The 24,672-nt window shown below is 38.4% G+C and carries 28 protein-coding genes and 3 riboswitches; of the genes, 10 read left to right on the plus strand and 18 right to left on the minus strand.

Annotated elements, in window-relative coordinates; genetic code table 11:
- Window positions 1-204: 204 nt before the first annotated feature.
- From stoA to ABVJ71_RS05495, 4 genes are all read right to left on the minus strand, one after another.
- Complete coding sequence (stoA, locus tag ABVJ71_RS05480) at window positions 205-693, minus strand: endospore biogenesis thiol-disulfide oxidoreductase StoA (RefSeq protein WP_353855977.1); 489 nt, start codon at window positions 691-693, stop codon at window positions 205-207.
- A 54-nt stretch (window positions 694-747) separates the two neighbouring features.
- A complete protein-coding gene (locus ABVJ71_RS05485; RefSeq protein WP_353855978.1) occupies window positions 748-2,064 on the minus strand; it encodes a polysaccharide biosynthesis protein in 1,317 nt (438 codons plus the stop codon).
- A gap of 118 nt (window positions 2,065-2,182) precedes the next feature.
- A complete protein-coding gene (locus ABVJ71_RS05490; RefSeq protein ID WP_353855979.1) occupies window positions 2,183-2,836 on the minus strand; it encodes a cell wall hydrolase in 654 nt (217 codons plus the stop codon).
- Between the two features lie 307 nt (window positions 2,837-3,143).
- Window positions 3,144-3,338, minus strand: a complete 195-nt coding sequence (locus tag ABVJ71_RS05495; protein ID WP_353855980.1) for a hypothetical protein — start codon at window positions 3,336-3,338, stop codon at window positions 3,144-3,146.
- A 168-nt stretch (window positions 3,339-3,506) separates the two neighbouring features.
- Here ABVJ71_RS05495 and ABVJ71_RS05500 point away from each other — a divergent pair, with 168 nt between their 5' ends.
- Window positions 3,507-3,695 (plus strand): DUF2187 family protein, encoded by a 189-nt coding sequence (locus ABVJ71_RS05500; RefSeq protein WP_353855981.1) that lies wholly within the window; start codon window positions 3,507-3,509, stop codon window positions 3,693-3,695.
- Window positions 3,696-3,796: 101 nt separating this feature from the next.
- On the opposite strand, the gene ABVJ71_RS05505 is transcribed toward ABVJ71_RS05500, so the two are convergent.
- Window positions 3,797-4,015 (minus strand): hypothetical protein, encoded by a 219-nt coding sequence (locus tag ABVJ71_RS05505; protein WP_353855982.1) that lies wholly within the window; start codon window positions 4,013-4,015, stop codon window positions 3,797-3,799.
- Window positions 4,016-4,566: 551 nt separating this feature from the next.
- On the opposite strand from ABVJ71_RS05505, the gene ABVJ71_RS05510 reads away from it, so the two are divergent.
- The 4 genes from ABVJ71_RS05510 to ABVJ71_RS05525 all read left to right on the plus strand — a co-directional run bounded on the left by ABVJ71_RS05510 (window position 4,567) and on the right by ABVJ71_RS05525 (window position 7,675).
- On the plus strand, window positions 4,567-6,459 hold the full coding sequence (locus tag ABVJ71_RS05510) for a T7SS effector LXG polymorphic toxin (RefSeq protein WP_353855983.1): 1,893 nt from the start codon (window positions 4,567-4,569) through the stop codon (window positions 6,457-6,459).
- A gap of 2 nt (window positions 6,460-6,461) precedes the next feature.
- Window positions 6,462-6,947, plus strand: coding sequence for an immunity protein YezG family protein (locus ABVJ71_RS05515; protein ID WP_353855984.1), 486 nt, complete (start codon window positions 6,462-6,464; stop codon window positions 6,945-6,947).
- A gap of 94 nt (window positions 6,948-7,041) precedes the next feature.
- Window positions 7,042-7,098 carry a hypothetical protein gene (locus tag ABVJ71_RS05520; RefSeq protein ID WP_353856571.1) on the plus strand — a complete coding sequence of 19 codons (57 nt, stop codon included), beginning with the start codon at window positions 7,042-7,044 and terminating at the stop codon, window positions 7,096-7,098.
- Window position 7,099: 1 nt separating this feature from the next.
- Window positions 7,100-7,675: an SMI1/KNR4 family protein gene (locus tag ABVJ71_RS05525; RefSeq protein ID WP_353855985.1), complete on the plus strand. Its 576-nt coding sequence runs from the start codon at window positions 7,100-7,102 to the stop codon at window positions 7,673-7,675.
- A 188-nt stretch (window positions 7,676-7,863) separates the two neighbouring features.
- On the opposite strand, the gene ABVJ71_RS05530 is transcribed toward ABVJ71_RS05525, so the two are convergent.
- Window positions 7,864-8,004 (minus strand): hypothetical protein, encoded by a 141-nt coding sequence (locus tag ABVJ71_RS05530; protein WP_353855986.1) that lies wholly within the window; start codon window positions 8,002-8,004, stop codon window positions 7,864-7,866.
- Between the two features lie 10 nt (window positions 8,005-8,014).
- On the opposite strand from ABVJ71_RS05530, the gene ABVJ71_RS05535 reads away from it, so the two are divergent.
- Window positions 8,015-8,524: a DNA/RNA non-specific endonuclease gene (locus tag ABVJ71_RS05535; protein WP_353855987.1), complete on the plus strand. Its 510-nt coding sequence runs from the start codon at window positions 8,015-8,017 to the stop codon at window positions 8,522-8,524.
- Window positions 8,525-8,921: 397 nt separating this feature from the next.
- On the opposite strand, the gene queF is transcribed toward ABVJ71_RS05535, so the two are convergent.
- The 5 genes from queF to ABVJ71_RS05560 all read right to left on the minus strand — a co-directional run bounded on the left by queF (window position 8,922) and on the right by ABVJ71_RS05560 (window position 12,556).
- The gene (gene queF, locus ABVJ71_RS05540) at window positions 8,922-9,419 is read right to left on the minus strand and encodes a preQ(1) synthase (RefSeq protein WP_353855988.1); all 498 of its coding nucleotides are present in this window, start codon (window positions 9,417-9,419) and stop codon (window positions 8,922-8,924) included.
- A gap of 15 nt (window positions 9,420-9,434) precedes the next feature.
- Entirely contained in the window at window positions 9,435-10,166 is a 732-nt protein-coding gene (queE, locus tag ABVJ71_RS05545) for a 7-carboxy-7-deazaguanine synthase QueE (protein WP_353855989.1), read from the minus strand.
- Window positions 10,159-10,587: a 6-carboxytetrahydropterin synthase QueD gene (gene queD / locus ABVJ71_RS05550; RefSeq protein WP_353856572.1), complete on the minus strand. Its 429-nt coding sequence runs from the start codon at window positions 10,585-10,587 to the stop codon at window positions 10,159-10,161. The genes queE and queD overlap by 8 nt, the downstream gene beginning before the upstream one ends.
- A 13-nt stretch (window positions 10,588-10,600) precedes the next feature.
- Window positions 10,601-11,257, minus strand: coding sequence for a 7-cyano-7-deazaguanine synthase QueC (queC, locus tag ABVJ71_RS05555; RefSeq protein ID WP_353855990.1), 657 nt, complete (start codon window positions 11,255-11,257; stop codon window positions 10,601-10,603).
- Between the two features lie 141 nt (window positions 11,258-11,398).
- Window positions 11,399-11,443: riboswitch (PreQ1 riboswitch) on the minus strand.
- A gap of 81 nt (window positions 11,444-11,524) precedes the next feature.
- Entirely contained in the window at window positions 11,525-12,556 is a 1,032-nt protein-coding gene (locus ABVJ71_RS05560; protein WP_353855991.1) for a hypothetical protein, read from the minus strand.
- 246 nt (window positions 12,557-12,802) lie between these two features.
- Between ABVJ71_RS05560 and ABVJ71_RS05565 the strand changes: the two genes are divergently transcribed.
- The 3 genes from ABVJ71_RS05565 (at window position 12,803) to motB (ending at window position 16,829) form a co-directional block, all read left to right on the plus strand.
- A complete protein-coding gene (locus tag ABVJ71_RS05565) occupies window positions 12,803-14,905 on the plus strand; it encodes an ATP-dependent Clp protease ATP-binding subunit (RefSeq protein ID WP_353855992.1) in 2,103 nt (700 codons plus the stop codon).
- Window positions 14,906-15,277: 372 nt separating this feature from the next.
- Window positions 15,278-16,072 carry a flagellar motor stator protein MotA gene (gene motA / locus ABVJ71_RS05570; RefSeq protein ID WP_353855993.1) on the plus strand — a complete coding sequence of 265 codons (795 nt, stop codon included), beginning with the start codon at window positions 15,278-15,280 and terminating at the stop codon, window positions 16,070-16,072.
- On the plus strand, window positions 16,065-16,829 hold the full coding sequence (gene motB, locus ABVJ71_RS05575; protein ID WP_353855994.1) for a flagellar motor protein MotB: 765 nt from the start codon (window positions 16,065-16,067) through the stop codon (window positions 16,827-16,829). The genes motA and motB overlap by 8 nt, the downstream gene beginning before the upstream one ends.
- Window positions 16,830-17,066: 237 nt before the next feature.
- Here motB and ABVJ71_RS05580 read toward each other — a convergent pair whose 3' ends face one another.
- Complete coding sequence (locus tag ABVJ71_RS05580; RefSeq protein ID WP_353855995.1) at window positions 17,067-17,522, minus strand: MarR family transcriptional regulator; 456 nt, start codon at window positions 17,520-17,522, stop codon at window positions 17,067-17,069.
- Between the two features lie 202 nt (window positions 17,523-17,724).
- On the opposite strand from ABVJ71_RS05580, the gene gerPC reads away from it, so the two are divergent.
- Window positions 17,725-19,230, plus strand: a complete 1,506-nt coding sequence (gene gerPC, locus ABVJ71_RS05585; RefSeq protein ID WP_353856573.1) for a spore germination protein GerPC — start codon at window positions 17,725-17,727, stop codon at window positions 19,228-19,230.
- Window positions 19,231-19,278: 48 nt separating this feature from the next.
- Here the strand turns inward: gerPC and ABVJ71_RS05590 are convergent, their stop codons facing one another.
- The 6 genes from ABVJ71_RS05590 to ABVJ71_RS05615 all read right to left on the minus strand — a co-directional run bounded on the left by ABVJ71_RS05590 (window position 19,279) and on the right by ABVJ71_RS05615 (window position 24,316).
- Window positions 19,279-19,521: an aspartyl-phosphate phosphatase Spo0E family protein gene (locus ABVJ71_RS05590; RefSeq protein WP_353855996.1), complete on the minus strand. Its 243-nt coding sequence runs from the start codon at window positions 19,519-19,521 to the stop codon at window positions 19,279-19,281.
- A gap of 296 nt (window positions 19,522-19,817) precedes the next feature.
- A complete protein-coding gene (locus ABVJ71_RS05595; RefSeq protein ID WP_353855997.1) occupies window positions 19,818-20,348 on the minus strand; it encodes a cupin domain-containing protein in 531 nt (176 codons plus the stop codon).
- A gap of 16 nt (window positions 20,349-20,364) precedes the next feature.
- The gene (locus ABVJ71_RS05600; RefSeq protein ID WP_353855998.1) at window positions 20,365-21,003 is read right to left on the minus strand and encodes a methylthioribulose 1-phosphate dehydratase; all 639 of its coding nucleotides are present in this window, start codon (window positions 21,001-21,003) and stop codon (window positions 20,365-20,367) included.
- Entirely contained in the window at window positions 20,967-21,662 is a 696-nt protein-coding gene (locus tag ABVJ71_RS05605; RefSeq protein WP_353855999.1) for a 2-hydroxy-3-keto-5-methylthiopentenyl-1-phosphate phosphatase, read from the minus strand. Before ABVJ71_RS05605 ends, ABVJ71_RS05600 begins: the two co-directional genes overlap by 37 nt.
- A complete protein-coding gene (gene mtnW / locus ABVJ71_RS05610; protein ID WP_353856000.1) occupies window positions 21,663-22,880 on the minus strand; it encodes a 2,3-diketo-5-methylthiopentyl-1-phosphate enolase in 1,218 nt (405 codons plus the stop codon). It lies immediately after the preceding gene.
- A 99-nt stretch (window positions 22,881-22,979) separates the two neighbouring features.
- Window positions 22,980-23,081: riboswitch (SAM riboswitch) on the minus strand.
- A gap of 44 nt (window positions 23,082-23,125) precedes the next feature.
- On the minus strand, window positions 23,126-24,316 hold the full coding sequence (locus ABVJ71_RS05615) for a pyridoxal phosphate-dependent aminotransferase (protein ID WP_353856001.1): 1,191 nt from the start codon (window positions 24,314-24,316) through the stop codon (window positions 23,126-23,128).
- A 163-nt stretch (window positions 24,317-24,479) separates the two neighbouring features.
- Window positions 24,480-24,639, plus strand: a riboswitch (SAM riboswitch).
- The last annotated feature ends 33 nt before the right edge of the window (window positions 24,640-24,672 follow it).

Raw genomic sequence — 24,672 nt, forward strand, 5'->3', positions numbered from 1 at the left:
ATACGTCTGTTACTCATTATAACAGGTCCTGATCAATTTTCAATTAATAATTATTATAATTTGTTTTTGATAATAATTATCATTATTATTACACTCCACTCTCTCTTGAGCACAGTTTATTCAGAAGAAAAGCAATTGAACACAAAAAGGAACCAAAAGTGATTTCCTTTTGGTTCTTCGCCAAAGATGTACCGTATGCATTTATTACGAATTCATCCACTCTTTTATTTGTTTTTTTGTAAGAGGTCCAACATGGTTTTTCTCAACTTCACCTTTTTCATTAATGAAAAAAGTGGTTGGGATCGTGATGATTTGATATTTTTTCATCAATTCTCCATGCTGATCAAGGACGACAGGAAAAGTAAACTTTCTGTCTTTGACAAATTGGGCAACAGCTCTTTTGCCTTGTTCGGCACTTAGTAAATTTACTGACAAAATCTCGACATCACTTTGGTTTTCTTTAGTGATCTGCTCGAAGGCTGGCAGTTCCACTTTGCATGACGGGCACCATGTGGTCCAAAAATGGAGGATGGTTCGCTTCCCCGGTGATGGAACGATTTGTGTATCTCCAGATAATGTAGGAGCCTCTATCTTCGGCGCCATCACAGGCTCTTTTGCGTTCAATTCTGCACTCAAAAAGACTGAAAGCATTGCCATCATTAGAAGAAAGGTGGATAGATGTTGACGATTCATAAGAATCTTCCTTCCCAGTTTTCTTTTAGCTTGCCCCTCAGTTTGTGGTGACATTCAAGCCTTTTTCATCTGAAGAAACATAGAAATGCCGAGTTCCTTACAAATGGTGGCATAATGAAGGGCTGTAAGCAGTAGCATGCCCGTGTTCATTCCTAATATCACGCCCATCATATTCAGACTTTCAATAGAACCGAGAAAATACACCATGGAAAATGAGACGACATGTACCCATATATTATGAAGAAACACATCTTTAATGAGCCCCATACCAATTAAACAAGCTTGAAATGGCATAACAAACAGGTGACATAAAAAATACGGCCAGAGAAGCTGTAAGTAGATAGCAGCTTGTGGTGAGTCAAAAAAGAGTTGTGTAAGTGGATAAGCGAAATAATACATTACTGTCACTGCTGGCACTCCATAACCAAACGTAATGAGAATAGCCTGTCTTACACGTTTTTTCACGATATCATACTGCCCTAAAGCATAGGCTTCAGACACGTTTGGTATCATGACAATCATAATCGAATGTGCAATAAATGCGGGGAAAAAACCGATCGACATTGCCACACCAGCAAGCATTCCGTAGTGATCAACGGCTAATGTACCTGAAATGCCGGCCGCAATGAGGGCTCCTTTGATTAAAAAGGGCTCAATGGCATTTGCGATGGCGTGAAAAATGCGCATACCAGTTGTCGGAATAGATACCGCCAACAGACGCTTTCTCACGTCAATTCCTCTCAATTCAACAGACCTGACCTTCACTGCATTTTTTGCCATGACATATTGGGAATACAAATAGATAAATACCACAAGATCACTGGCAACAATAACTCCAATTGCAATCAATACCGCTGTTTCAATATCAAAAGAATACCAATGAAAAAACAAAAACAAGCAAATGAGCTGGATCATTTTTTTTAGCATATTAGCGAGGGCAATTCTGCCCATTTGTTGCTTTCCCATAAAATAGCCGCGCGCAATAGAGGTGAACGCAATAATGGGGATAAGAGAAAGCACTAGAAATTTCATCAGTGGATGATACGATTGAAACACCGGAATAAACGGTAACACCAAAGCTGCTATCGCTGTTGTGATACTTGTCACGACAAGCGTCATGATAAATGCGTGCCGAAGCATACTCTTGTGGAGACGCTCATGCGACTCTGCGATGAATTTAGAAATGGAGACTGGCAATTCTAAACTGGCGATGACAAGTACAAGCATGATGATTGGAAGGATACTCATATAAAGACCCATTCCATGTTCTCCAAGCTCTCTTGCTAAAATCATATTGACTAAAAACTCTATACACTCCGCAAAAAAAGCTGCGACAGATAGCAGAATGACCCCTTTCACAAATCGATTCATGTAGCCTCCCCTTGTCTAAAAGCGAATTCTTTTCACATTCTATGAGACAAGTTCTGAAAATATTTTTGTAAATGAAGACAAAAAAAGCAACGACTTTTTATCGTTGCTTGCTTTTTCTTTAAACAGCAAAGACGTGACGGCCAATGCGCTCTACAATTTTACGAGAACGAATCCAGTCATCAGTCGCTGTTTTTGGATTATAAAAATAAATGGCTTTCGTTGTTCTGTCATGTTCTTTCGCTACCTGTTTCACAGCCTTAATGGATTCTTGATCTGCCTTATCATGAATGCTTCCGTCAGTGACAGGTTGGAAGGCATTTCGTTGATAAATAACCCCTCTGATACTATCAGGAAAAGAACCATGTTCTACTCGGTTTAATACCACACTCGCCACCGCTTTTTTACCCGCAAACGATTCTCCCTTTGCTTCAGCATGTACCAATCTAGAAAGCAAGTCTATTTCTTCATTAGAATAACGCACTTTGTCATTTGAGCTTGTCGTTTCAGACTTCACTTTTTTCTTTTGCTTAAATTCTGACGGCTTTTTTTCTGTTGACGTACTAAGCATTTTTACCTTTGGCTGATGCCTTCCCTCTGAAAATGCTGGAATAACCATTTGACTATCTTTTTTATCTATATATGAAAGCTGATGCTTTACAGGTGCTTGTGCAAATTCCTGACTTAACGTGCCTTGGTTTTGCTGTATATTGTCCACCTTCACCGCTGAGATCAGCATAAGGATAACAAAAAGAGCTGTATGAATTTTTATCATTCATCTAGTTCCTCCTTGAATAAAAGTAGGCCGTAAGATACTTGTCTACTCTAACAAGAGCCATTTACATTTTCACCCACAAATATTTGCATGCTTGTCCAAATTCCGTCATTAAATGGTATGTCCTAGTTTAAATATGAAAAAAATAGAAATGTTAGCGCTTAAAATTCTCTATTTTTCTCCTATAATCATCCTTATGCACCTGATGATGGGTTATTACATTTTCTTTTCATTTGTATCAACATGGTTTAAACTGTGACAAAAGAACTAAAATAAAAAAGCTTTCTCTCCTATGTGAGAAAAAGCTTTAGCTTCTGGCTTCTTTAAGATATTCAAAAATAACATCTCCGCCATGTTTTGCGATACCTCGAAAATGTTTAAAATCATCTTGCTTGACTAAAACTGAACGAAAAAATAAAAAATCATCTTTTCGAATGGTCACTTGCTTTTCCGAACCATTACGTAATGCTTCAAGTATTGCGAGGATTTGTTCTTCTGTCAAAAAAACCTCTCCCTTTCTGCCATGATCAATTATTAAATATACCATTCGTTTTAAAAGCGTACAACGGAAAACGAAGCAAAAATATCTTTATACTTTACATTGGTATGAAAATATTGCAAAATACTTTCTAATAGGGAATGAAATCTGTTTTTAAAGGAGAGGAATCGGTTGAAGATTGCAAAAATTGGAAATGTGGTTGAATTTAGAAATGGTTTAACGGGTGTGGTTGAAAAAGTAAATGAAAACTCGGTCATTGTCGATGTTACCATCATGGACAATTATAGAGATTTAGAACTGGACTCACTGACAGTAGTTAATCATAAAAATTATAAAATCATCAAAGACTCCTTACATTAATTTGCAATCCTCAATTCTAACAATCATTACATACTATCTACGAATCAAAGCTGTCTAGACAGACAATGACATATAAAAAGACTGACACCAAGTGAGGAAAGTCAGTCTTTTTGCGTATGAAAGGTTTGCAATTCTGCTTTTGTTTTATACATCTCTACTTCTTCAGGTGTAATGATGCCTTTATCGATCAGCAGTGCGATTAACCCAAGCAATGTGGAGGCACTCCATTTATAGCGTTCTTTATTTTGATGCTCAAGCATATGAAGCTCTTCCCTCAGCTCCATCAGCAGCTTCTCTCTTTTCTCTTCTCTGTTCTCCAACACATACGCCTCCGTTTTCCACTGATTGCCCCTATTTTATCTCAAAGCATACCTGATAAGCAAAAAAAGCACAATTCGTATTTACAAACATACGTTCTGTGTTATATAATGAAATTACGAGCTGGTAGCCCCCAGCCGTCCTAGCAAGTTCTATTCCTATTTGTATGAGAAGAGTGACATGACTCTTCTCTTTTTTTGCCTTCAAAAGAACCTCTTTTGACTGATTGTCATGGCATATGATTCAATGTACATTTTTTATGGACACTTGTTTTATAGTTCAGATATGCACGGAAAGGACCCTTATTTTCTGAGAAACACCGTATGATAGAGACAAACAACACGAACGAAATATTTTGCCCAGAAAAAACTCACGTGCTGATCATTCAATACAATAAGGTGTGTCTTGATTCATGTCCGCTTTTATTGAGTTTTTTGTATCTTTTTTCCTATTTAATGCCAATCTTTGCATTGGTAAAATTGACCTTGTTCAGAATAGGAGGGAGTGACTTCTTCTGGGAAAAATACTTGATGCAACAGCACTAACAAACGCTATGGAAGAAAGAGCGAAGCACTATCAGGAACTTCGCGAAGAAATGATAGATTTGAAACAAGCATTACAAGGTGTGGCTAGTTTAGGTGATGAGTTCACAGGTAAAGGGGCAGATAACATCAAAGCCTTTTATGCTGATCTTGCACTTTATGCCAATACCTATCTTGATTTTATTGACATGCAAAAGGCTTTTTTAGATGGAGTGAAAGGAAAGCTTGATGATGCGTCTTTAGGAGGCCATACGTTTATTGACGAGCACTTTCTCGAATCTCAAGTGAAACAAGGCATTCAAAACAATCAAGATATGGTGGAAGAACAAAAGGAAGCTCTTGCAAATATTTTTGATGACATTCGTGATCTGATTGAGTTAGATGTATTTTCTAGCAAAGAAGTAAACGAACACTTAGATGATGCGAATATAAAACGACAAGAAACGATTGATGCCTTACATAAAATAGACCATGAACTCAAAACGGAATATGCAAAATCAGAAGCGATCGAGCAACATCTTACATCATTTTATACCAAAATGATGGCAGCCACCGGTAAAGGGAAACACGCACAGCCCATGTATTATGATGCAAAAGCGTTTCATGAGACAGAAGTGTACAAAAATCATGATAAAATAGATGCACAGGTGAAAGCGTATTTAAAGGTGAAAAAAGAAGAAGCAGAGAAACGAAGAATCAAAGAGTTCATGGCAAAACTTGATGATCCATCATGCATATCAGTAGATCAATATTTTGAGATAGTAGATGAGATTGGATATGAACATCTCTCTTACGATCAAAAAATGTACTACAGTCAGCTTCTTCAAATGAAAGCACAAGAAGAAGCGTCAAATGTATTGATTGATGGCATCAAAGGGGCAGCAGTTGGTATTTATGATGTGGCAAAAGATACAGTGATCGGCATGTACGATCTTGTCACTGACCCTGGTGGAGCTGTAGAATCTGTTGTCACCGCTGTTTCTCACCCAATTGAAACGTCAAAAGTCATTGGAAAAGCCATTTCTGATTCATTTCAAAAAGAGGTTATTAAAGGTGATGCCTACTCAAGAGCACATTGGTTTGCCTATGCCACTGGCTCTTTAGCAGAAATCGTATTTGGCTCAAAAGGTGCAGGATCCATCACGAAAACAGGAACAGCTTCGGCAAAAACAACGATTAAAAAAGGACTTGAACAAGGAGCAAAATCAATCGATAATGTCTCCATTCCGAATTTATTGCCGTACTCACCAAAGTTTCAAATAGCTGGCGGCGGAAAACTGCCATATAACGTATTTGATGGAGAAAACATTAAAAATAAGCTTCTCTCCATGGCAAAACGTTTAGACAACAATCCAAGCTATGGAATCTCCAAAACAGGCAGACGATTACCAGCACCAAAAACACCGCCGACAGTCGTTAAATATGGAGAACATTTCGTCAGGTGGAAACGAAAGAAAGTGTTAAAACCAAATATCGTTTATACAACAAAACAAGGCTACACCTACACAACAGATCACTATGGCCGCATTGTCAAAGTCGAAGCAAGTGATTTACAATACGGAGAGATCAAAAGAAACCAATATGCCCAATCAAATGCTGGAAAACCAGATCGACTGCCAGATGATGACGGAGGTCATTTAATTGCGTCTATTTTCAAAGGTTCAGGTGATATTGATAACCTGCTTCCGATGAATTCACAGATTAACAGAAGCGGTGGGAAATGGTATCAATTGGAACAAGAGTGGTTGGCAGCTTTGAGGAAAAATCCGCCTGAGACTGTTTCAGTTAATATTGAACCTGTCTATATGAATGATTCATTAAGACCTGATCGTTTCATTGTTAAATATTCAATAGCAGACGGTGATTTTAAAAAATCAATTATTAAAAATCAAAAAGGTGGATAAAAATGGAACTAGAGAAACTAGATACTCTGTATGGTGAAATTGCACGAACTATTAATGAAATGATACCAAAAGAATGGAAAGAAGTTTGTTTATATGCGGAGATACTCGACGATTCTGCAGAGATTAATTTTTATTATAGATTAATAGGTGAAAATGAATATCGTTACTCACATAATATACCTGAAGATCATAATGTAAGTGAATCAATCTATAACGATTATTTAATAAAATTACATGATTTATTTGAAGAGCTACAACAAGCATATGAATTAATTAATCCAGAAAAATGGACAAATCTAACTCTAAAATTAGATGCAAATGGAAAATTCTCTTTAGACTTAGACTACGAAGATGTATTGAACCAAGGAATGTATTCATCAGAAAGGGAAGCAATTTGGGCATACGAGCATTTAGGAATATACCCGAAAAGAAAATCAGTTAGAGAATTTCTCGAAGAATATATAAAAAATAAAGAAGAAAACAAATAGCACATTACCCTCCAAATACAGGAGGGTTTTTGTATTAGATATAAATTGGCTATAGAAAAAGTAGACTAAGAAGATACAACTTGTTCCGACTGATTTGCATAAAAACGTGCCACATATTGGTGCCGCATCAGACTTAAGAGGAGGCTATTAAAATGAGTTTTAAACGGATTAAAGACAAACTTGATCAATACGCCATTGATATTAGATCAACCAAAATAAATAACTCATTAAACGAAATGAATAAAATAGAAGAAGAAAATGGATATCATATTTCTTCTGATTATAAAAGTTTTATTAATGAATACGGGGAATGTTGGATTGAGGACAATGTATATACCTATCTAAGAGAAAAACCAGTGTGGTTAGTTGGTGAATCAGTGCCAGTCGAATTGTTTTATGGGTTGGAGCAGAATGATTATGATATACGAGAAGCCATAAAAACATATAAAGAACAATTGCCAGAACAAATAATTCCTATCGCAGACGCAGACGGCGGAGACCTAATTTGTTTAGATGTTAGTGAAATAAATCAAGGGAAAATTTATTTTTGGGATCATGAACTAAGAGATGGGGAACAAGACCTATTCCTAATCGCTGATACGTTTACTGAATTTATTGAAGGGTTATTTGTTGTTGAAGAAGATGATGAAGATAGTGAGACAGGAGTTATTGATATCCAACTTAGTGACGACCTTTTGGCTATGTTAAAAGATATAAATAAAGATTGAAGTTTTGTCAAATTTTCAACTGAGACTTGTTATAAAACTGACACATTACCTTCCGAATAAAGGAGGGTATTTGTATGCAAAAATTCATATATAAATCTAGCGATTAAGAATGTTTGTTCTAATCCTGTTTAACCATTTCAAAAAGAGGTCATTGAAGGTGATGCCTACTCAAGAGCACATTGGTTTGCCTATGCCACTGGCTCTTTAGCAGAAATCGTATTTGGCTCAAAAGGTGCAGGAGCCATCACGAAAACAGGAACATCTGCAGCTAAAACAACGATTAAAAAAGGACTTGAACAAGGAGCAAAATCAATCGATAATGTCTCCATTCCGAATTTATTGCCGTACTCACCAAAGTTTCAAATAGCTGGCGGCGGAAAACTGCCATATAATGTGTTTGATGGAGAAAACATTAAAAATAAGCTTCTTTCCATGGCAAAACGTTTAGACAACAATCCAGGATACGGGATCTCTAAGACAGGCAGACGATTACCAGCACCAAAAACACCGCCGACAGTCGTTAAATATGGAGAACATTTCGTCAGGTGGAAACGAAAGAAAGTGTTAAAACCAAATATCGTTTATACAACAAAACAAGGCTACACCTACACAACAGATCACTATGGCCGCATTGTCAAAGTCGAAGCAAGTGATTTACAATACGGAGAGATCAAAAGAAACCAATATGCCCAATCAAATACTGGAAAACCAGATCGACTATCAAAAGATGATGGTGGTCATTTAATTGCCTCTATTTTCAAAGAGTCTGGGGATATTGATCATCTACTTCCAATGAATTCACAGATGAATCGAAGTGGCGGCAAATGGTATGAGATGGAGCAGGAGTGAAAAAAGCACTGGCATCAGAACCTCCAAAGTGTATAAAGGTTAGGAATGAACCAAAATATTTAAACGATTAATCAGACCCTCTAAACTTGCTGTGTTTTATAGCAGAAGATAAAAAATAGCGTTGAATAAGGTGAGAAATTCAACAATATATCCCATTTATCATTAAATAGGTGCGCTTATCCATAATAACATTTCAGTTGATTAGAGAATTGATGCTAAAATAAATGATGAAGAGGAATATGCAAAGTAAACGATACTCGACAACTCGCATGCGAAGATAACCCCTGCAAGAATTAAATCATCCCTTCACTCTGTTGTGAGGGATGATTTTTGTAGATTTATTGGGCGCTTTTAGAAGTGATATTTTACCACATCTTTTTGTTATGACTTCTTTCTCTTATCGATTATCAATCGTTTCAGGGTACATATCATGATTCATCATGCGGTACTCTGCCATGTCTTCATATTTCGTACCAGGCTTGCCGTAGTTTGTATATGGATCAATGGAAATACCGCCTCTTGGTGTGAATTTCCCCCAAACCTCAATATACTTTGGGTCCATCAACTCAATTAGATCATTCATGATAATATTCATACAATCCTCATGAAAATCACCGTGGTTACGGAAACTGAACAAATATAATTTTAAAGATTTACTCTCTACCATAACTTCGTTTGGAATATAGCTAATATAAATGGTCGCGAAGTCAGGCTGTCCTGTTTGCGGACAAAGAGATGTAAACTCCGGGCAATTAAACTTTACGAAATAATCTCTGTTTGTATGTTTATTTGGAAACGTCTCTAGTACTTGTGGTGCATATTCAAATAAGTAATTTGTTCCTTGGTTTCCTAATAAAGTGACACCTTCTAATTCTTCTGGTTTTCTTGTCGTCATATCATTTCTTCCTTTCTATACGCCTCGTTTATTTCCCCATAATAATGTGTGCAACTGTGGTAACACTCTCACACGATTCAGGTCTGGATCCTTTGCCACTTGATCAACAAGTGCTTCATATTTTTCCAATAAGTGTGTCAGCAAATACGCATCATCAGATGTGACCGTGTCATCATTTCCTACCTGTAAATAAAAAGGAAGCTCTGGGTATTTTGCATGAACATCTTTTGCATATGCTAGGTCAAGATCATTAAAGATGACAACTTTCAAGCTTGCATGTTGCAGGCGGTCCCCATTTTTCAATTCATCTATGATCCGTGTAAGTTTCGTAAAATCCGTTTTCATGTTTGAACTCGGCGGCTTAGGAGAGATCGTTAAATCATCAATCTTTAAGAACCAGTCTTGATATATTGTTCCTTGTGTTTCAAGGGCTGTGTCTATTCCTTCTTCATGTAACAAGTCAATAAGTGATTCGATTTGCTTTAAAAGAGCTGGATTCCCTCCTGAAATGGTAACATGAGAAAAAGCATTTCCGCCTATTTTTTTCAGCTCTTTCACAATTTCTTCAGCCTGAAGCCACTTAATCTCATGTTTTGCCGACCCATCCCATGTAAACGATGAGTCACACCAGCTACACGAGTAATCACAGCCGGCTGTTCTGACAAACATTGTTTTTTGTCCAATAACCATTCCCTCGCCTTGAATGGTCGGACCAAAGATTTCTAATACCGGGATTGCTTTAGTCATTCGATTCAACTCGTTTCGGGCGATAAATACAATAGCTTGTTGGCGTCTCTCTTACAAATACTTGTACACAAATAGGACGATTATTTAATGTCGATAAATATGCTGCGACCTTGTCATGCACTGTTTTTGCGACAACCTCTGTTGTTGGCATGTTATATGAATCGTTTGAGGAAAATTCCTCATGATCATTCAGCAACGTATGATCATACTGCCCATGAATGAGCTTTTTCAGTGAGCTAAAGTTCACGAGAAACCCCGACTCATCTAAATGGTCTCCTGCAATAGTGATATTGATGGTGTACGTATGACCATGCACTCTACTACATGCACCAGCATCCTCTCTCGGTATAAAGTGAGCCGCCGATATCTGCATATCTTTATTTAATTCAAATGCATACGGATGGTTCGTCTGTGGATACATTTGAGAAAGCACCTTACTTCGCCTCCTTCATTTCCATATAAGTGTCATATCCTTTTTTCCGCAGCTTGCAAGCAGGACATTCCCCGCAGCCATCAGAAATGATGCCGTTGTAGCATGTTAACGTTTCATTTTTCACAAAGTCTAGTGCACCTAGCTCATCAGCAAGCTTCCATGTTTCTGCTTTGTTCAGCCACATGAGCGGCGTATGAATCACAAATGATTTCTCCATCGCCAAATTGACTGTCACATTACAAGACTTCACAAACTCATCACGACAATCAGGATAGCCGCTAAAGTCTGTCTCACAAACACCTGTAATAATGTGTCTTGCCCCAATTTGATACGCAAGAATGGATGCGAAGGATAAGAATACTAAGTTTCTTCCAGGGACAAAAGTGGAAGGAAGTTCGCCTTCTTTTTCTTCAATTTCAATGTCATCTCTTGTCAAAGCATTTGGAGCCAGTTGATTCAAAAGAGACATATCTAATAGATGATTCTTCACACCCAGTTTATTTGCAATGCGCTTTGCTACATCAATTTCTTCTTGATGGCGCTGATTATAATGGAAGGTAACAGTTTCTACCTCTTGAAAATTTTGAAGTGCCCATAATAAACATGTCGTACTGTCCTGTCCCCCGCTAAAGACAACGACTGCTTTTTCATTTTTCATGTCCATTTTTCCTCCTTTTGCAGCGCTGCTCTGAAAGGCTCCTTGAAAACCCCTATCAACATCAAAAGAAAAGACACCTTCACATTGATATGAGGTGCCCTAACCATAAAAAATAAAAAATGCCACATCCAAGGATACGGCAAGTCCTTAGTTTTTTATAGAGGGTTTTGCTAGAACCTCTCCCGTCATCACGGATTTTGTTCAATTTTCACAGAGGCTAGTGTATCACATTTTCTCAATACAAGCCATCCTTTCTTCATAAAGCGGTTATTCGGGCACCTTCCTTAGACAAAGAAAGAAGATAAAAAAGATGCTGACATAACCGAAAATTGGGTAAACCGTTGAAATGAGTGTGCCATATCCAATTTTACTAATAATATAACAGCAAATCAAAATGAGGGAAATCGTATTGATGCTTTTCATCTGAATATAGGCTCTCACCTGTCTCTCCAGTCCATATAAATTTCCAATGACTGACGTAAAGACTTCACCGAAGATAACCAATAAATAGATGAGATGAATGGAGTTAGCCACTTGATAAACAACCTGAGCCATCGGAATATCAAATGTCTCTAACATTTCTAATGAAGAAAGGGATAAAAAACAAGCAAGCAAAATGAGTGTAAGCATCACACCTCCAAGCACCGCTCCTCTTTTAATGACAGCTTCAGATGTCATTTCATTTGCGACTGGCACTAGAACTGCTTGTGATAATGCTAAGTTAAAAGCACCGTATGACACAGCAGACAACATCCATTCTGCCTTTCCCAATTGCATCGCAAGTACCTGGCTTTCACTGCTGCTAAATACAAATGAATCAAGAAACACAATTAATGAAAAGGATACGAGCATAGGAACAACGAGGACGTTAACGCCAAATAAACCTTTCGACCCCTTATAAAGCACAACTAAACTGAGAATGATCGTTAAAAAAATACCATATTCCTTTGAGATCCCAAGCTGCTCCTCAAAAATAGCCCCCGCTCCAGAAAGCATAACAGAGGTGACACCAAGCAAAATAAAAAACATCACGATATTAATATATTTACTAGCTTCTGTTCCAAATAAAAAACGATTCAAGTCTTGGTACGATTCTGCTTCAATTCGTTTAGAGATCAGCATCATTTTCGCGCCAAGACCAGTAAAAATCGCTCCGCTAATCATAATGCCAACTAGTCCAATCCAGCCAAAACGCACAAAAAACTCTACGATTTCTTTTCCAGTCGCAAACCCAGCCCCAACCACTGTTCCTACGTATACAAAGGCAAGCTGAAAAGCGGATTCATTTGAACGTTTCATGTGACCCCTCCGCACCCATCACTTTCGATTATCTCTTTTTTATCCTATGAGACATGTTCCTTGAAAAGAAGGACAAACCATGATTAAAGGCAAAAAAGAATGATTTCACACTTTTCTGAGCAAAACAGTTGAAAGTCAAAGATGGTCAGAGTATACTATAGTCAAAGATGGTCAAACAACAGACCATTTTATTTAAATTCAATTGGTCAAATAAAGTCAAACTTTATTTAAAGGAGGTAATGGCAAATGCGTTGTCAACATTGTCAAGTGAATGAAGCAACTATTCGCCTGAATATGCAAGTCAATTCGTCCCGTAGCCAAATGGTTTTATGTGAAGACTGCTACGCCTCTTTCATGGAGCAATCAAAAATGAAAATGGGACCTAACCTGTTCGGAGGAAGTTCATTCTTCTCTCAACCAACCGAACAAGCTCCTGCTCAGAAGCAGCCAAAACAAAAGGGCTTACTCGATGAGCTCGGACGAAACTTAACCGATGGTGCAAATGCTGGTCTCATTGATCCAGTCATTGGTCGTGATGAAGAAATCGAAAGAGTCATTGAGATTTTAAATAGAAGAAATAAGAACAATCCGGTTCTCATTGGCGAACCAGGAGTCGGTAAAACAGCGATTGCAGAAGGGCTTGCGCTGAAAATTGCAAACGGTGATGTACCAAATAAATTAAAAAACAAACAAATTTATTTATTAGATGTCTCTTCACTCGTTGCAAACACAGGGGTGCGTGGTCAATTTGAGGAACGGATGAAGCAGTTGATAAAAGAATTGCAAAGTCGAAAAAATATCATTTTATTTGTAGACGAAATCCACCTTCTTGTCGGAGCAGGTTCTGCAGAAGGCTCAATGGATGCTGGTAACATTTTAAAACCTGCCCTTGCACGAGGTGAACTTCAACTAGTAGGTGCGACCACGTTAAAAGAGTATCGTCAAATTGAAAAAGACGCTGCTCTTGAAAGACGTTTTCAGCCTGTCATCGTTGACGAGCCAACACCGGATGAAGCGATTGAGATTTTAAAAGGCATTCAAGATAAATATGAAACATATCATGGTGTCACTTATTCTGATGAAGCCATTAAAGCTTGCGTTCACTTATCTGCTCGCTATATTCAAGACCGTCATCTGCCGGATAAAGCCATCGATTTAATGGATGAAGCAGGCTCAAAAGCCAACCTCACCCTCGATGTAGCAAGTGAAGATGAACTCACGAACAGACTGGCTCAGATTGCCGCTGAAAAACAAGCCGCACTGCAAGAAGAACAATATGAAAAAGCAGCTAAACTTCGAGACGAAGAAGAAGCCATTGAAGCAAGACTTCAAAGCAAAGCAAATAACAAAGAATATATCGTCACAGCGGAAGACATTCAAACCATTGTAGAACAAAAAACAGGTATTCCAGTTGGCAAACTGCAAGCTGACGAACAAACAAAAATGAAAGAAATTGAAGCCCGCTTAAAAGCACGAGTGATTGGTCAAGAACATGCCGTACAAAAAGTGGCGAAAGCCGTTAAAAGAAGCCGAGCTGGCTTAAAATCTAAGCACAGACCGATTGGCTCTTTCCTTTTTGTTGGACCAACCGGGGTAGGTAAAACCGAATTGTCAAAAACATTAGCTGAAGAGTTATTTGGCTCAAAAGATGCCATCATTCGTTTAGATATGAGTGAGTACATGGAAAAACATTCCGTGTCAAAAATCATTGGTTCTCCTCCTGGTTATGTTGGACATGATGAGGCTGGTCAGCTCACTGAGAAAATTCGAAGAAAACCGTATAGCATTATTTTATTGGATGAAATTGAAAAAGCGCACCCAGATGTTCAACATATGTTTTTGCAAGTGATGGAGGATGGCCGCTTAACAGACAGCCAAGGGAGAACCGTCAGCTTTAAAGACACTGTCATCATTATGACAAGTAATGCGGGAATCAATGATGACACAGCCAAAGTCGGCTTTCAGTCTGAGCAGGAAGAAGCGATTGAAGAACAATCACTCATTGATTCTCTCAGCGCTTATTTCAAGCCAGAATTCTTGAACCGTTTTGACAGTATCATTCAATTTAAGTCATTAGACAAAGAAGATTTAGTGAAGATTGTTGACCTTCTATTCGTAGAGCTAAAAGACCAATTAAAAGAGCAGAATTTAACTGTACAAGTAACGGATGAAGCGAAAGAGAAGATTGCGGAGCTTGGTTACCACCCTGCTTTTGGTGCTCGACCATTAAGAAGAACCATTCAAGAGCATGTCGAAGATCAAATGACCGAGATCTTGCTTGATGAAGAACCTCTCTCTGGATTTACAGTTGATGTAGAAAATGATGAGATCGTTGTGAAAAAAGGATAAATACATCCAAAGGATGATGAATTGATCCATCATGTTGGGGCGTCAATTTCCATCTACACACTGACGCTTCCCCACCTCTTTTCCTTTACGATAAAAGAAAAAGAGGTGAATCACATGATGAACTGGAGTTATGATCTCATCAAACTCATATATGAAGAAAAATTAAAAGATCTGCTGATTGATGACGAAATTGAAAAGAGTCAAATGTAAACCCCTTCTATTTAAGAGGGGGTCTTTTTTGCGATTGATAGAAAGCGCTTCCTTCAAAATTTCTTCACAGAAACTGTCTTAATTTTATAATCTGACTAAAACCCTTCTGGAACACACCGATATTAACTATAGAAAAAGATAGTTAAAGGATTTGGTGAGATAATGGACAAAACATCGTTAATTGGTATTATTTTAGCATTTATTGCACTTGGCTTCGGTATGGTTTTGAAAGGTGTCAGTCTAACCGCTCTTATCAACCCAGCGGCTATATTAATTATTATTGTTGGGACGATTGCAGCTGTTGTGATCGCCTTCCCATCAGGTGAAATTAAAAAAACACCTAAATTATTTGGTAAGCTTTTCAAAGATCATAATCTTCCAACCATTCAAGAGATGATCCCTCTTTTTTCAAACTGGGCTCAAGTGGCTCGTCGTGAAGGTCTTTTAGCGTTAGAAGCAAATCTTGAAGAAGTCGATGATGAGTTTTTAAAGAACGGATTAAGCATGGCAGTTGATGGTCAAAGCGCTGAATTTATTCGAGACGTTTTAACAGAAGAAGTGGATGCGATGGCAGAAAGACATCAGTCAGGTGCACTAATCTTCACACAAGCAGGTACATATGCCCCTACTCTTGGGGTACTTGGCGCTGTCGTTGGTTTGATCGCCGCACTTGCAAACATGGGTGATATTGAAAAACTTGGACATGCCATTAGTGCTGCCTTCGTCGCAACTTTGCTTGGGATTTTTACAGGTTATGTTTTATGGCACCCGTTTGCAAACAAATTAAAGCGAAAATCGAAAGAAGAAGTCAAGCTTCGCCTCATCATGGTCGAAGGCATTCTTTCTGTCCTTGAAGGGCAATCTCCTAAAGTTATTGAGCAAAAGCTACTGATGTACTTACCGGCAAAAGAACGCGCAAATATCGTCATTGAAGAAGGAGAAAAACAGAATGGCTAGGAAACGTAAAAAACATGATCATGATGAACATGTAGATGAGTCTTGGCTAATCCCTTACGCTGATCTTCTTACGCTTCTTCTTGCCCTCTTTATTGTTTTGTTCGCTTCAAGTTCAATTGACGTTGCAAAATATGAACAGATGGCCAAATCTTTCAATGTTGTATTTACTGGTGGTACCGGTGTAATGGATCAATCAAGTATGCAAAACACAGAGGAAATTGAAAACAGCAACGAAACCAAAAAGTTTGCAGAAGATGACGAAGAAGCCAGAGCAAAAGCACGAGATCAGGCAGTCTTAACAAAGGTCAAAAAGCAAGTGGATACATTTATTGCTAAAAAAAAGCTTGGCTCTAAGCTCGAAACAAAGCTAACTGATGAAGGTCTGTTGATTACCATTGAAGACAGTATTTTCTTCGATTCAGGTCGAGCTGACATTCGGTCACAAGATGTTCCACTTGCAAGAGAAATTTCAAAGCTACTCGTCATTAATCCAGCACGTGATATTGTCATTAGCGGACATACAGATAATGTACCCATTAGAAATTCAGAGTTTAAATCCAACTGGTATTTGAGTGCCATTCGTGCTGTTAACTTTTTAAATATTCTACTTGAGAACAGTCATCTAAACCAAGAAAATTTCAGTACAAAAGGCTATGGCGAATTTAAGCCAATTGCTTCAAATGACACAGCAGAAGGCAGAAGTAAAAATAGACGTGTAGAAGTACTCATTTTACCGATCGAGAAAAAAGCTAAATAAAAAAAGAAGCCACCGGCTTCCTCAGATTGTTGGCAAAGGGCTAAAATGGTTTTTATTTTAGCCCTTTGTCCTTTTCATCGTGAATTGAAAACCCTTGAAGTCTAGGAAGACCCGAGTTACTTGTGCGGAGCGAAATGAAATTCGTGAGCACCAGCGCTCGAGAATCTGACAACGAAATGCGAGGGTTTGTCTACACGCTGAAAGGAAGCTGCATGCAGGCTTCCTTTTTATTTTGTGTTATTCTTTATGGTCATATAAATGTTTAGCATGCAGTCCTACATTTTTCAGCATATTGATACAGGCATCCTTCTCTTCTTCACTTAATACACTGATCATTTCATGTATTTCTTTCGCATGATCTGGAAAAATGTCGTCAAGTAAAGCTCGTCCCTTTTCAGTAATATGCGCAAATGTCACCCTGCGGTCTTCAGCACAAGCCTTACGACTAAGGAGTTCTTTTTTCTCCAATTTGTCTACCACATACGTAATACTTCCGCTTGCGAGCAGTATCTTATCACCGATTTGCTGAAGCGGCTGATCGCCTTTATGATAAAGTAATTCCAGAACGGCAAACTCAGTCTGATTTAGACCGTGCTTCACAATATGTTTATTCATATGGTGATTAATTGAGCGATAGGCACGTGATAATACAATAAATAATTTCAAAGATTTCTCAACATGATTATTCGTCATTTTTTATCATCCTTTATAAAATGCAACCCACTAATGTGACCTTAATAAACAATAAGTAAAATGTCAACATCTTGATCAATAAATGCATGAAAATCAGACCATAACGAATCACCTAATTTTTTTAATTTACACAAGTTTTCGTAATAAAGATAGGTTCAATGCTATAATAAGTCTATTAGGTAATACGTTGGAGCGATGAATGATGAGTATACTGAAAGGGTTTTGGAAGAAAATCAGACTGTACCTTCTTTTGGTGATGATTCCAACCCTAATTATTAGTTATTTTATCTACGAAAAAGAAACTGAAAAAATTGATTTAAAAAACAAACAAACCGCTACACTTATGTTAAATATTCACAAGAATCAAATGAATTATTTAATTAGTGAGACAGAAGCGAGATTGACATCACTTGCAATGGGATTTGATCAGCCGCTGGATCCTAAGAAAGTACAGCACATCTTAGAGAAAATTTATAAACAAGAACCACGCTTTTCAGGTCTGTATCTCTTAAACAAAAAAGGAGATGTAACAGCTAGTACAACTCCATTAAAAGAAAAAATCAATTTATCCTTTAGAGATTACTTTAAGCAAATTCTAGTAACAAAACAGACAGTGATTACAGATAACTATGTGAGTAGAATTACAAAGCAACCTATTCTCTCCATTTGTGTACCTGTATTGGATGAAAACGAGAATGTCACCAATGTTCTTGTAGCAGCGATTCAAATTGATTATTTAAGAAATATCATGAATGTATTAAACCCAGAGCTTCATTTTAAGATGCTCAATCAAAATGGACATGTTGTGTTTACAAGCGGTCCACCGCCAGCATCAGGAAACGGCAGTACAGTGTCTACTTATTTAGATGAAAATAGTTGGAAGCTTGAGGTTTTTCCGCAACGTGCTACAACAGGTGAAGTTTTGTCTGTTATGCTGTTCCCCTTATCCAGTGTATTTATTTTATTAAATATTTTATTCACACTTGTCCAATATTTCATTTTAAGGCGGCAAACCCAGCAGGAACGTCATCAAAATGAAGCACAAAAGCTTGAGTTGATTGGAACACTTGCGGCAAGTACGGCTCACGAAATCCGTAATCCATTAACAGGCATTAGCGGTTTTATACAGCTACTCCAAAAGAAGTACCATTCAGAAGAAGATCAGCTTTATTTTTCTGTGATAGAGGAAGAAATTAAACGCATCAATCAGATCGTGAGTGAATTTCTCGTATTAGGAAAACCAACTGCAGAAAAATGGCAAATGAACTCCGTGAAAGAAATTGTGAGTGAGATTATGCCGATTGTTTTTTCAGAGGCCAATCTTTATAATGTTGAGGTCGATTTGCAGATCAATACAATACAAGATGTTGGTGTTTTTTGTACTAAGGATCATATTAAACAAGTCGTATTGAATGTAGCAAAAAACTCTTTAGAAGCGATGCCAAATGGCGGTCATTTGAAGATTATAATCGAGGCTGAAAAAGAACATGTCATCATTAAAGTGAAAGATACGGGTGAAGGAATTCCAGAAGAGATGCTAAAGCATATATTCCTCCCATTTATTACTTCGAAGGAAAAAGGGACAGGTCTTGGGCTTGTCGTTTGTAAACGAATCATTTCCATGTATGGCGGGACAATCGATATACATAGTGAAGTGAACAAAGGAACGACGGTCATGATTATGCTCCCTTCCGCTCACTCAGCATAGCTTAGGTTTTCAGCCGGTTTTGCCTGATGCAAGACCGGTTTTTTTATGTCAATAAGAGGGACGATTCACAGATAGGAGGCTCATTTGGCACACAATATCATGAAAGGATGCAACAGATTGCTTCTCATGAAAAAGAAGGTGCTGATACTCATTCATCAGGTTGTCCAGCTCTTGACTATATTTAATCGTCGTTTCGCCTGTATATCCTTCTACTTGAGCAACTTCTACCATTTGTTTTCTCTTTTCATCGATTGACATCAATAGCTTTTCTTTCCTTACATAGATATTCATGATCTCAGCTCCCGAAGTGAATTCGTCTGTTTACGTTTTAAATCGCTAACACCAAAATTATACTTTATTTGTAAATTAAATTAAATAAGCTGATTTGATTTAATTTTTCACAGTCTAAAGACCTTTTACCCAATCATTTTTGGGGGTAAACTTCAAATTTGGACAGGACTGACACATTGATTAAACAGAATTTTATCCTATGCAGAAGTTCAAAATCAACTATCATCTTCTCATTTTATGTCTATTTTCATAAAAAAAACTGACCTTCCGTCCTAGCGGAATGATCAGCTCTTGAATTAGACCGTTTCTTCTTTGTAAATCGGAACCCATCCTTCAGTTGTGACAAATATGCGAACTGCGACCACTTTGCGGTCCTCTTGTAGTGTAAAGTAGTGACGGGTATTAGGAGGAACAGAAATTAAATCTCCTGGATTTAATCTCACCTCAAAAAATACACCATCCTTTCCTTGAATTGCAAAAATACCATGGCCGCTCACAATAAATCGCACTTCGTCATCTGTATGATGATGCTCGCGCTTAAAGTTTTGAAGCAGCTCATCTAGATTAGGTGTCGCATCAGATAATGAAATGACATCTTGTGCTTTGTACCCTCTTCGCTCTGAAATGCTTTGAATTTCGTCTTTAAAAACGGACAAAATTTCGGCTTTTTCCTCATCCGTTAAATCATACTTTTCTGATAAATGGCTTGGTAACTTATCAATATTCCAATGTTCATAAATGACACCTTGTTTTTCTAAATAAGCAGCAACCTCTTGCTCGTTCTCAAGTAGTGTTTTCTCTTCGTTATGAATATAAATGGTAGCCATATGTCTCTCCTCCTTTTTATTTCACAAACTGCGTCTTATAAAGCTTTAATTTTAAATGATAGCTAAATAAAAATTCGTATGCCTCTAACATCCGCTTTGTTTCAAATGCTGTCTTTCCCCAAACCGTAATTCCATGATTCCGAATGAGTACAGCCCCTGACTCCATGCCCTCTGTGAGGTGCTCTGCAAATCGTTCAGCAAGCTGCGGAATATGAGCCGGGTTTTCAATAATAGGGATAGAGACTTGTGCATCCTCTTCCCAATAACCGAGCGCTTTGATGATTTCGTTTCCCTTAAAACGAATTTCTCCTTCGTCTCCGTACAACTCAGAAATGACATTATTATCAATTGTGTGGACATGGAGACAGCAACCTGCTTTTGTCCGCCGATATAAATAAGTATGAAGCAACGTTTCGGCAGAAGGTTTAAGCTTTTGATTTGGCTCATACGGCTGACCCGTTTCATCAACAAGCACAAAATCTTCGTCTGTTTCTTTTCGTTTATCTTTTCCGCTTGCCGTCACCAAAAAAGTCATTGGCTCATCCGACACCTTAATAGATAAATTGCCGCTTGTTCCGTAAAACCAGTCTCTTGCTGCCAGTTCACGTTTGACGTCAGCTAGCTCTTGCCACCGTTTGCTCTTTGCATCTGCCATTTTTTCACTTCCTTTATTTGAACAAATTGCGCTTTCACATCAACAAATGTTTCATATTCTTTATGTATGAGGCCCAGATTTCTACATTCATTCAGCAAATAATCACGAGCAAACGTCAGATCAGCACATTTTGCTGCCTCAATATCTGTCACTGAATCTCCAATCATGACAATGAAATCATTCTCATGTGCGAGCTTTCGAATAATCGATGGCTTACAGCAGCCACAATCATTTTGACATTGTGAATCACAGGCATGAGGCCATTCAATTTGAATGTTCTCTTCCTTAAACGACGCGTGATTACAATAAATGTGTTCTTTTTCCACAATGCCTTCGAGTACAGGATACACAAAAAAGTCCATACCGCCGCTTAAGACATAAAAGGGAATCTCTGCTTTTTTTAAATAAGCGACAAATTGTTCGAAGCCTTCTCGAATGTTTGTATCATGTAAAATAAACGACTGAATGGTTTCCTTCTGATCACTATTCAATAAACGAAACATGCGTCCGACGCCTTCTTTGACCGTGATCTCCTTTGACAGGACGCCATCTTTCAGTTGCGTCCATTCACTTGGAGCAAACTGCTTCATAATGCGAATAATATTATCATTTGTTGTAATCGTACCGTCAAAATCACAACATACAATTGGCTTTTTCATTTAATCTGCTACCCTTCCCCAAAGATCAAGTGCTGCTTTTAAATCTTGACAAGATGACGCCTTCTCTTCTATTGGCTCACCACTTAAAACAGCGGCGATCATTGATCTAAATCCTTTTCCTCCACCGATGGCTCCGCGCGGATGTCCATGGATACCTCCGCCTGCATTGATCACATGATCTAACCCAAAATCTCTGATTAATAGCGGCACCATTCCTGGATGAATACCCGCTGATGGAACAGGGAATGTTTTTTGAACAGTGTCCTCTTTCACGCAAGCTTCATAGATGCCTCGTGCATCTTCTTTCGGAAGTGCGACTGACCCATAAGGAGATGGAAAAAGGCTAAAATCGGCACCAGCATATCGATTTAATTTACCTAAAAGAAGAGAATGCGAGAATCCATAATCAGGAGATGATGTAAATGCACCGCTCACCGCTGGATGCGCCATGATGGGTACATGAATCTCTTGGTCTTCCGCTAAGCTCTGCATCACATCAAGTCCGTAAGCAAATACATTGAATAATAGCGCATCTGCTCCGAGTTCAACTGCTTTTCGAGCTCGATCTTTCAAGTCAAAGGTTCTGCCAGTTAAATTGACTGCATAAAGCGTGCGGCGTCCTGTCTCTTCATACGTTTCATTTAGGATCTTTTTTCCTTCTTTGATACGTTCTTCAAATGGCGTCAATGGGTTTTCAAATAAAATTTCGTCATCTTTGATTAAGTCAACACCGCCTAAAGCCTGCAAACGAAGCTGTTCCTTTAAATCCTGCATATCACGACCGATCACACCTTTAAAAATACTCATTAAAAGCGGCCGTTCAAAAGCATTCAGTTTGCTTCGTATGCCCTCAATTCCAAACACCGGTCCAGGTAGGCTTCGCTTAAACGCTGTCGAAAATTCTATGTCGGCAAGCTTCACTTTCCCATCAAGTGAAAGCTTCCCAAAAATAGTCGTCAAAACGGCTGGTAAATCAGTCGAAAAATTGGCTTCAGGATAACCAATTGTCACTTCTGATTGAACAAGACCATTTTCTCGCACAGATTTTTCCTTTACTTCGATCACGCGGCCTTTATGTTTTTTTAGTTGATCCTTCTTTAATTGCGGCAAATCCGTCCATGATCCGACCGTTAATCCAAGTGCGATTTGCTCTGCTTTCTGGTCAATTTGTTCATCCTTTTGGTGTGTTAATACATATGTTGCTAGTAATTCACTCACTAGGAATCCCCTTTCTATCGCGTCCTCTATATGTTCAATAAAAAAACCTCTTCAAGTGCTAGGGTAGCGCCATAAAGAGGTTTCGTTTCATTCATCTGAATCTTATCTCTCAGCGCCTGCTGCAAGAATTAGCACCGTGCTTCTTGGAAGTCGGTTGCCGGGCTTCATTGGGCTAGTCCCTCTGCCTACTCTTGATAAGAATATTCAATTTTCTTAAATATTGCCTGAATTATCGCATCGTTTTTTTATGTTGTCAATGACTTTTTTTCAAATAGACGCAATGAAGCAATCCGTTTAGCTGCTTCCTTTAACCGCTCCTCACTTGTCAAAAGCCCGACTCTGACATAGCCTTCACCATGAAGACCAAAGCCGTTTCCCGGCGCAACTGCAACATGCACTTTCTCTAATAACAAGTCAGAAAAGGATTCAGATGTATAACCTTCAGGCACCTTTAACCATGCAAAAAAAGAGCCCTTTGGTGCACGTACCTCCCAGCCGATCTCTCTGATTGCATTAATCCATGTATTTCGTCTTTTCTCGTATCGATCATTTTGCACTTGCACACAGGTTTGATCACTTAATAGAGCCTCTGCCGCTGCATCTTGAGTCGCCTTAAAAAGTGAAACAAACATATGGTCCTGAAAAAGCTCAATGGCTTCTATTACAGATGGATTTCCTGCTGCAAAACCAACTCGCCAGCCTGCCATATTATAAGTTTTTGAAAATGTATAGATTTCAATCCCCGTCTCTTTTGCTCCGTTCGTTTGTAAAAAGCTGATTGGCTTTTCTCCATCAAATCCGATGGCGCCATAAGCAAAATCATGGACAACACAAATATTGTGATCTTTCGCTAGATGAATGGTTTTTTCAAAGAACGCACGACTTGCAATAGCGCCAGTCGGATTGTTTGGATAATTTAAGTACATCAATTTTGCTTTTTCCTTATGATCATTTGACAATAGATCATAATTAGGCAAAAAATCATTTTCTTCAAGAAGCGGCATTGTGACCATTTCAGCTCCAGCGAGCACTACGCCTGACCAATAATCAGGGTAGCCTGGGTCTGGGACTAGCACAGTATCTCCAGGATTCAGTAAACATTGTGGCAACTCAACCAGTCCCGCCTTACCGCCAAATAAAATTGCAATCTCAGTCTCAGGATCTAGCGTGACGCCATATTCTCTTAGATAAAATGCAGCGGCCGCCTTCTTTAGCTTCGCTGTTCCACGAAATGAGGAGTATTGGTGATTCTCTGGCTTCTCAACCGCTGCTTGCATTGCTTTGACAATATGCGGCGGTGTCGGCTGATCAGGATTTCCCTGTCCTAAATTAATCACATCTGCCCCAGCCTGAAGTTTCTTTTGGACTTTTTGAACGAGCGAAGCAAAAAACTGTTCAGGCAATTTTTTCAAAACATCTGATTGTTGGAATTCCATATTTTCACCTTCTATTCAAGTTACATGACAATACACTCACTGTAATGGATTGTTTTATGAATTGTAAAGCAATTTTGAAAAAAGATTGACATGCGAAGAGTCGCTCTGATAATATCTTGAATTAAGAAATGCGTACATGAATTGAACAATTACATATTGATTTCTCTTATCGAGAGTTGGGCGAGGGAATTGGCCTTTTGACCCCAACAGCAACCGACCGTTAATACCATTGTGAAGTGGGGCGTAGCAATATAAGCGCCAAGACAATTGTCTTGTAGGGCACGGTGCTAATTCCATCAGACGTATGTGCTGAGAGATAAGAGGGGCTTTGAACACATAGTTCACTATCAAGCCTC

Source organism: Bacillus sp. Bos-x628 (genome assembly GCF_040500475.1).
Classification (GTDB): domain Bacteria; phylum Bacillota; class Bacilli; order Bacillales; family Bacillaceae; genus Bacillus; species Bacillus maqinnsis.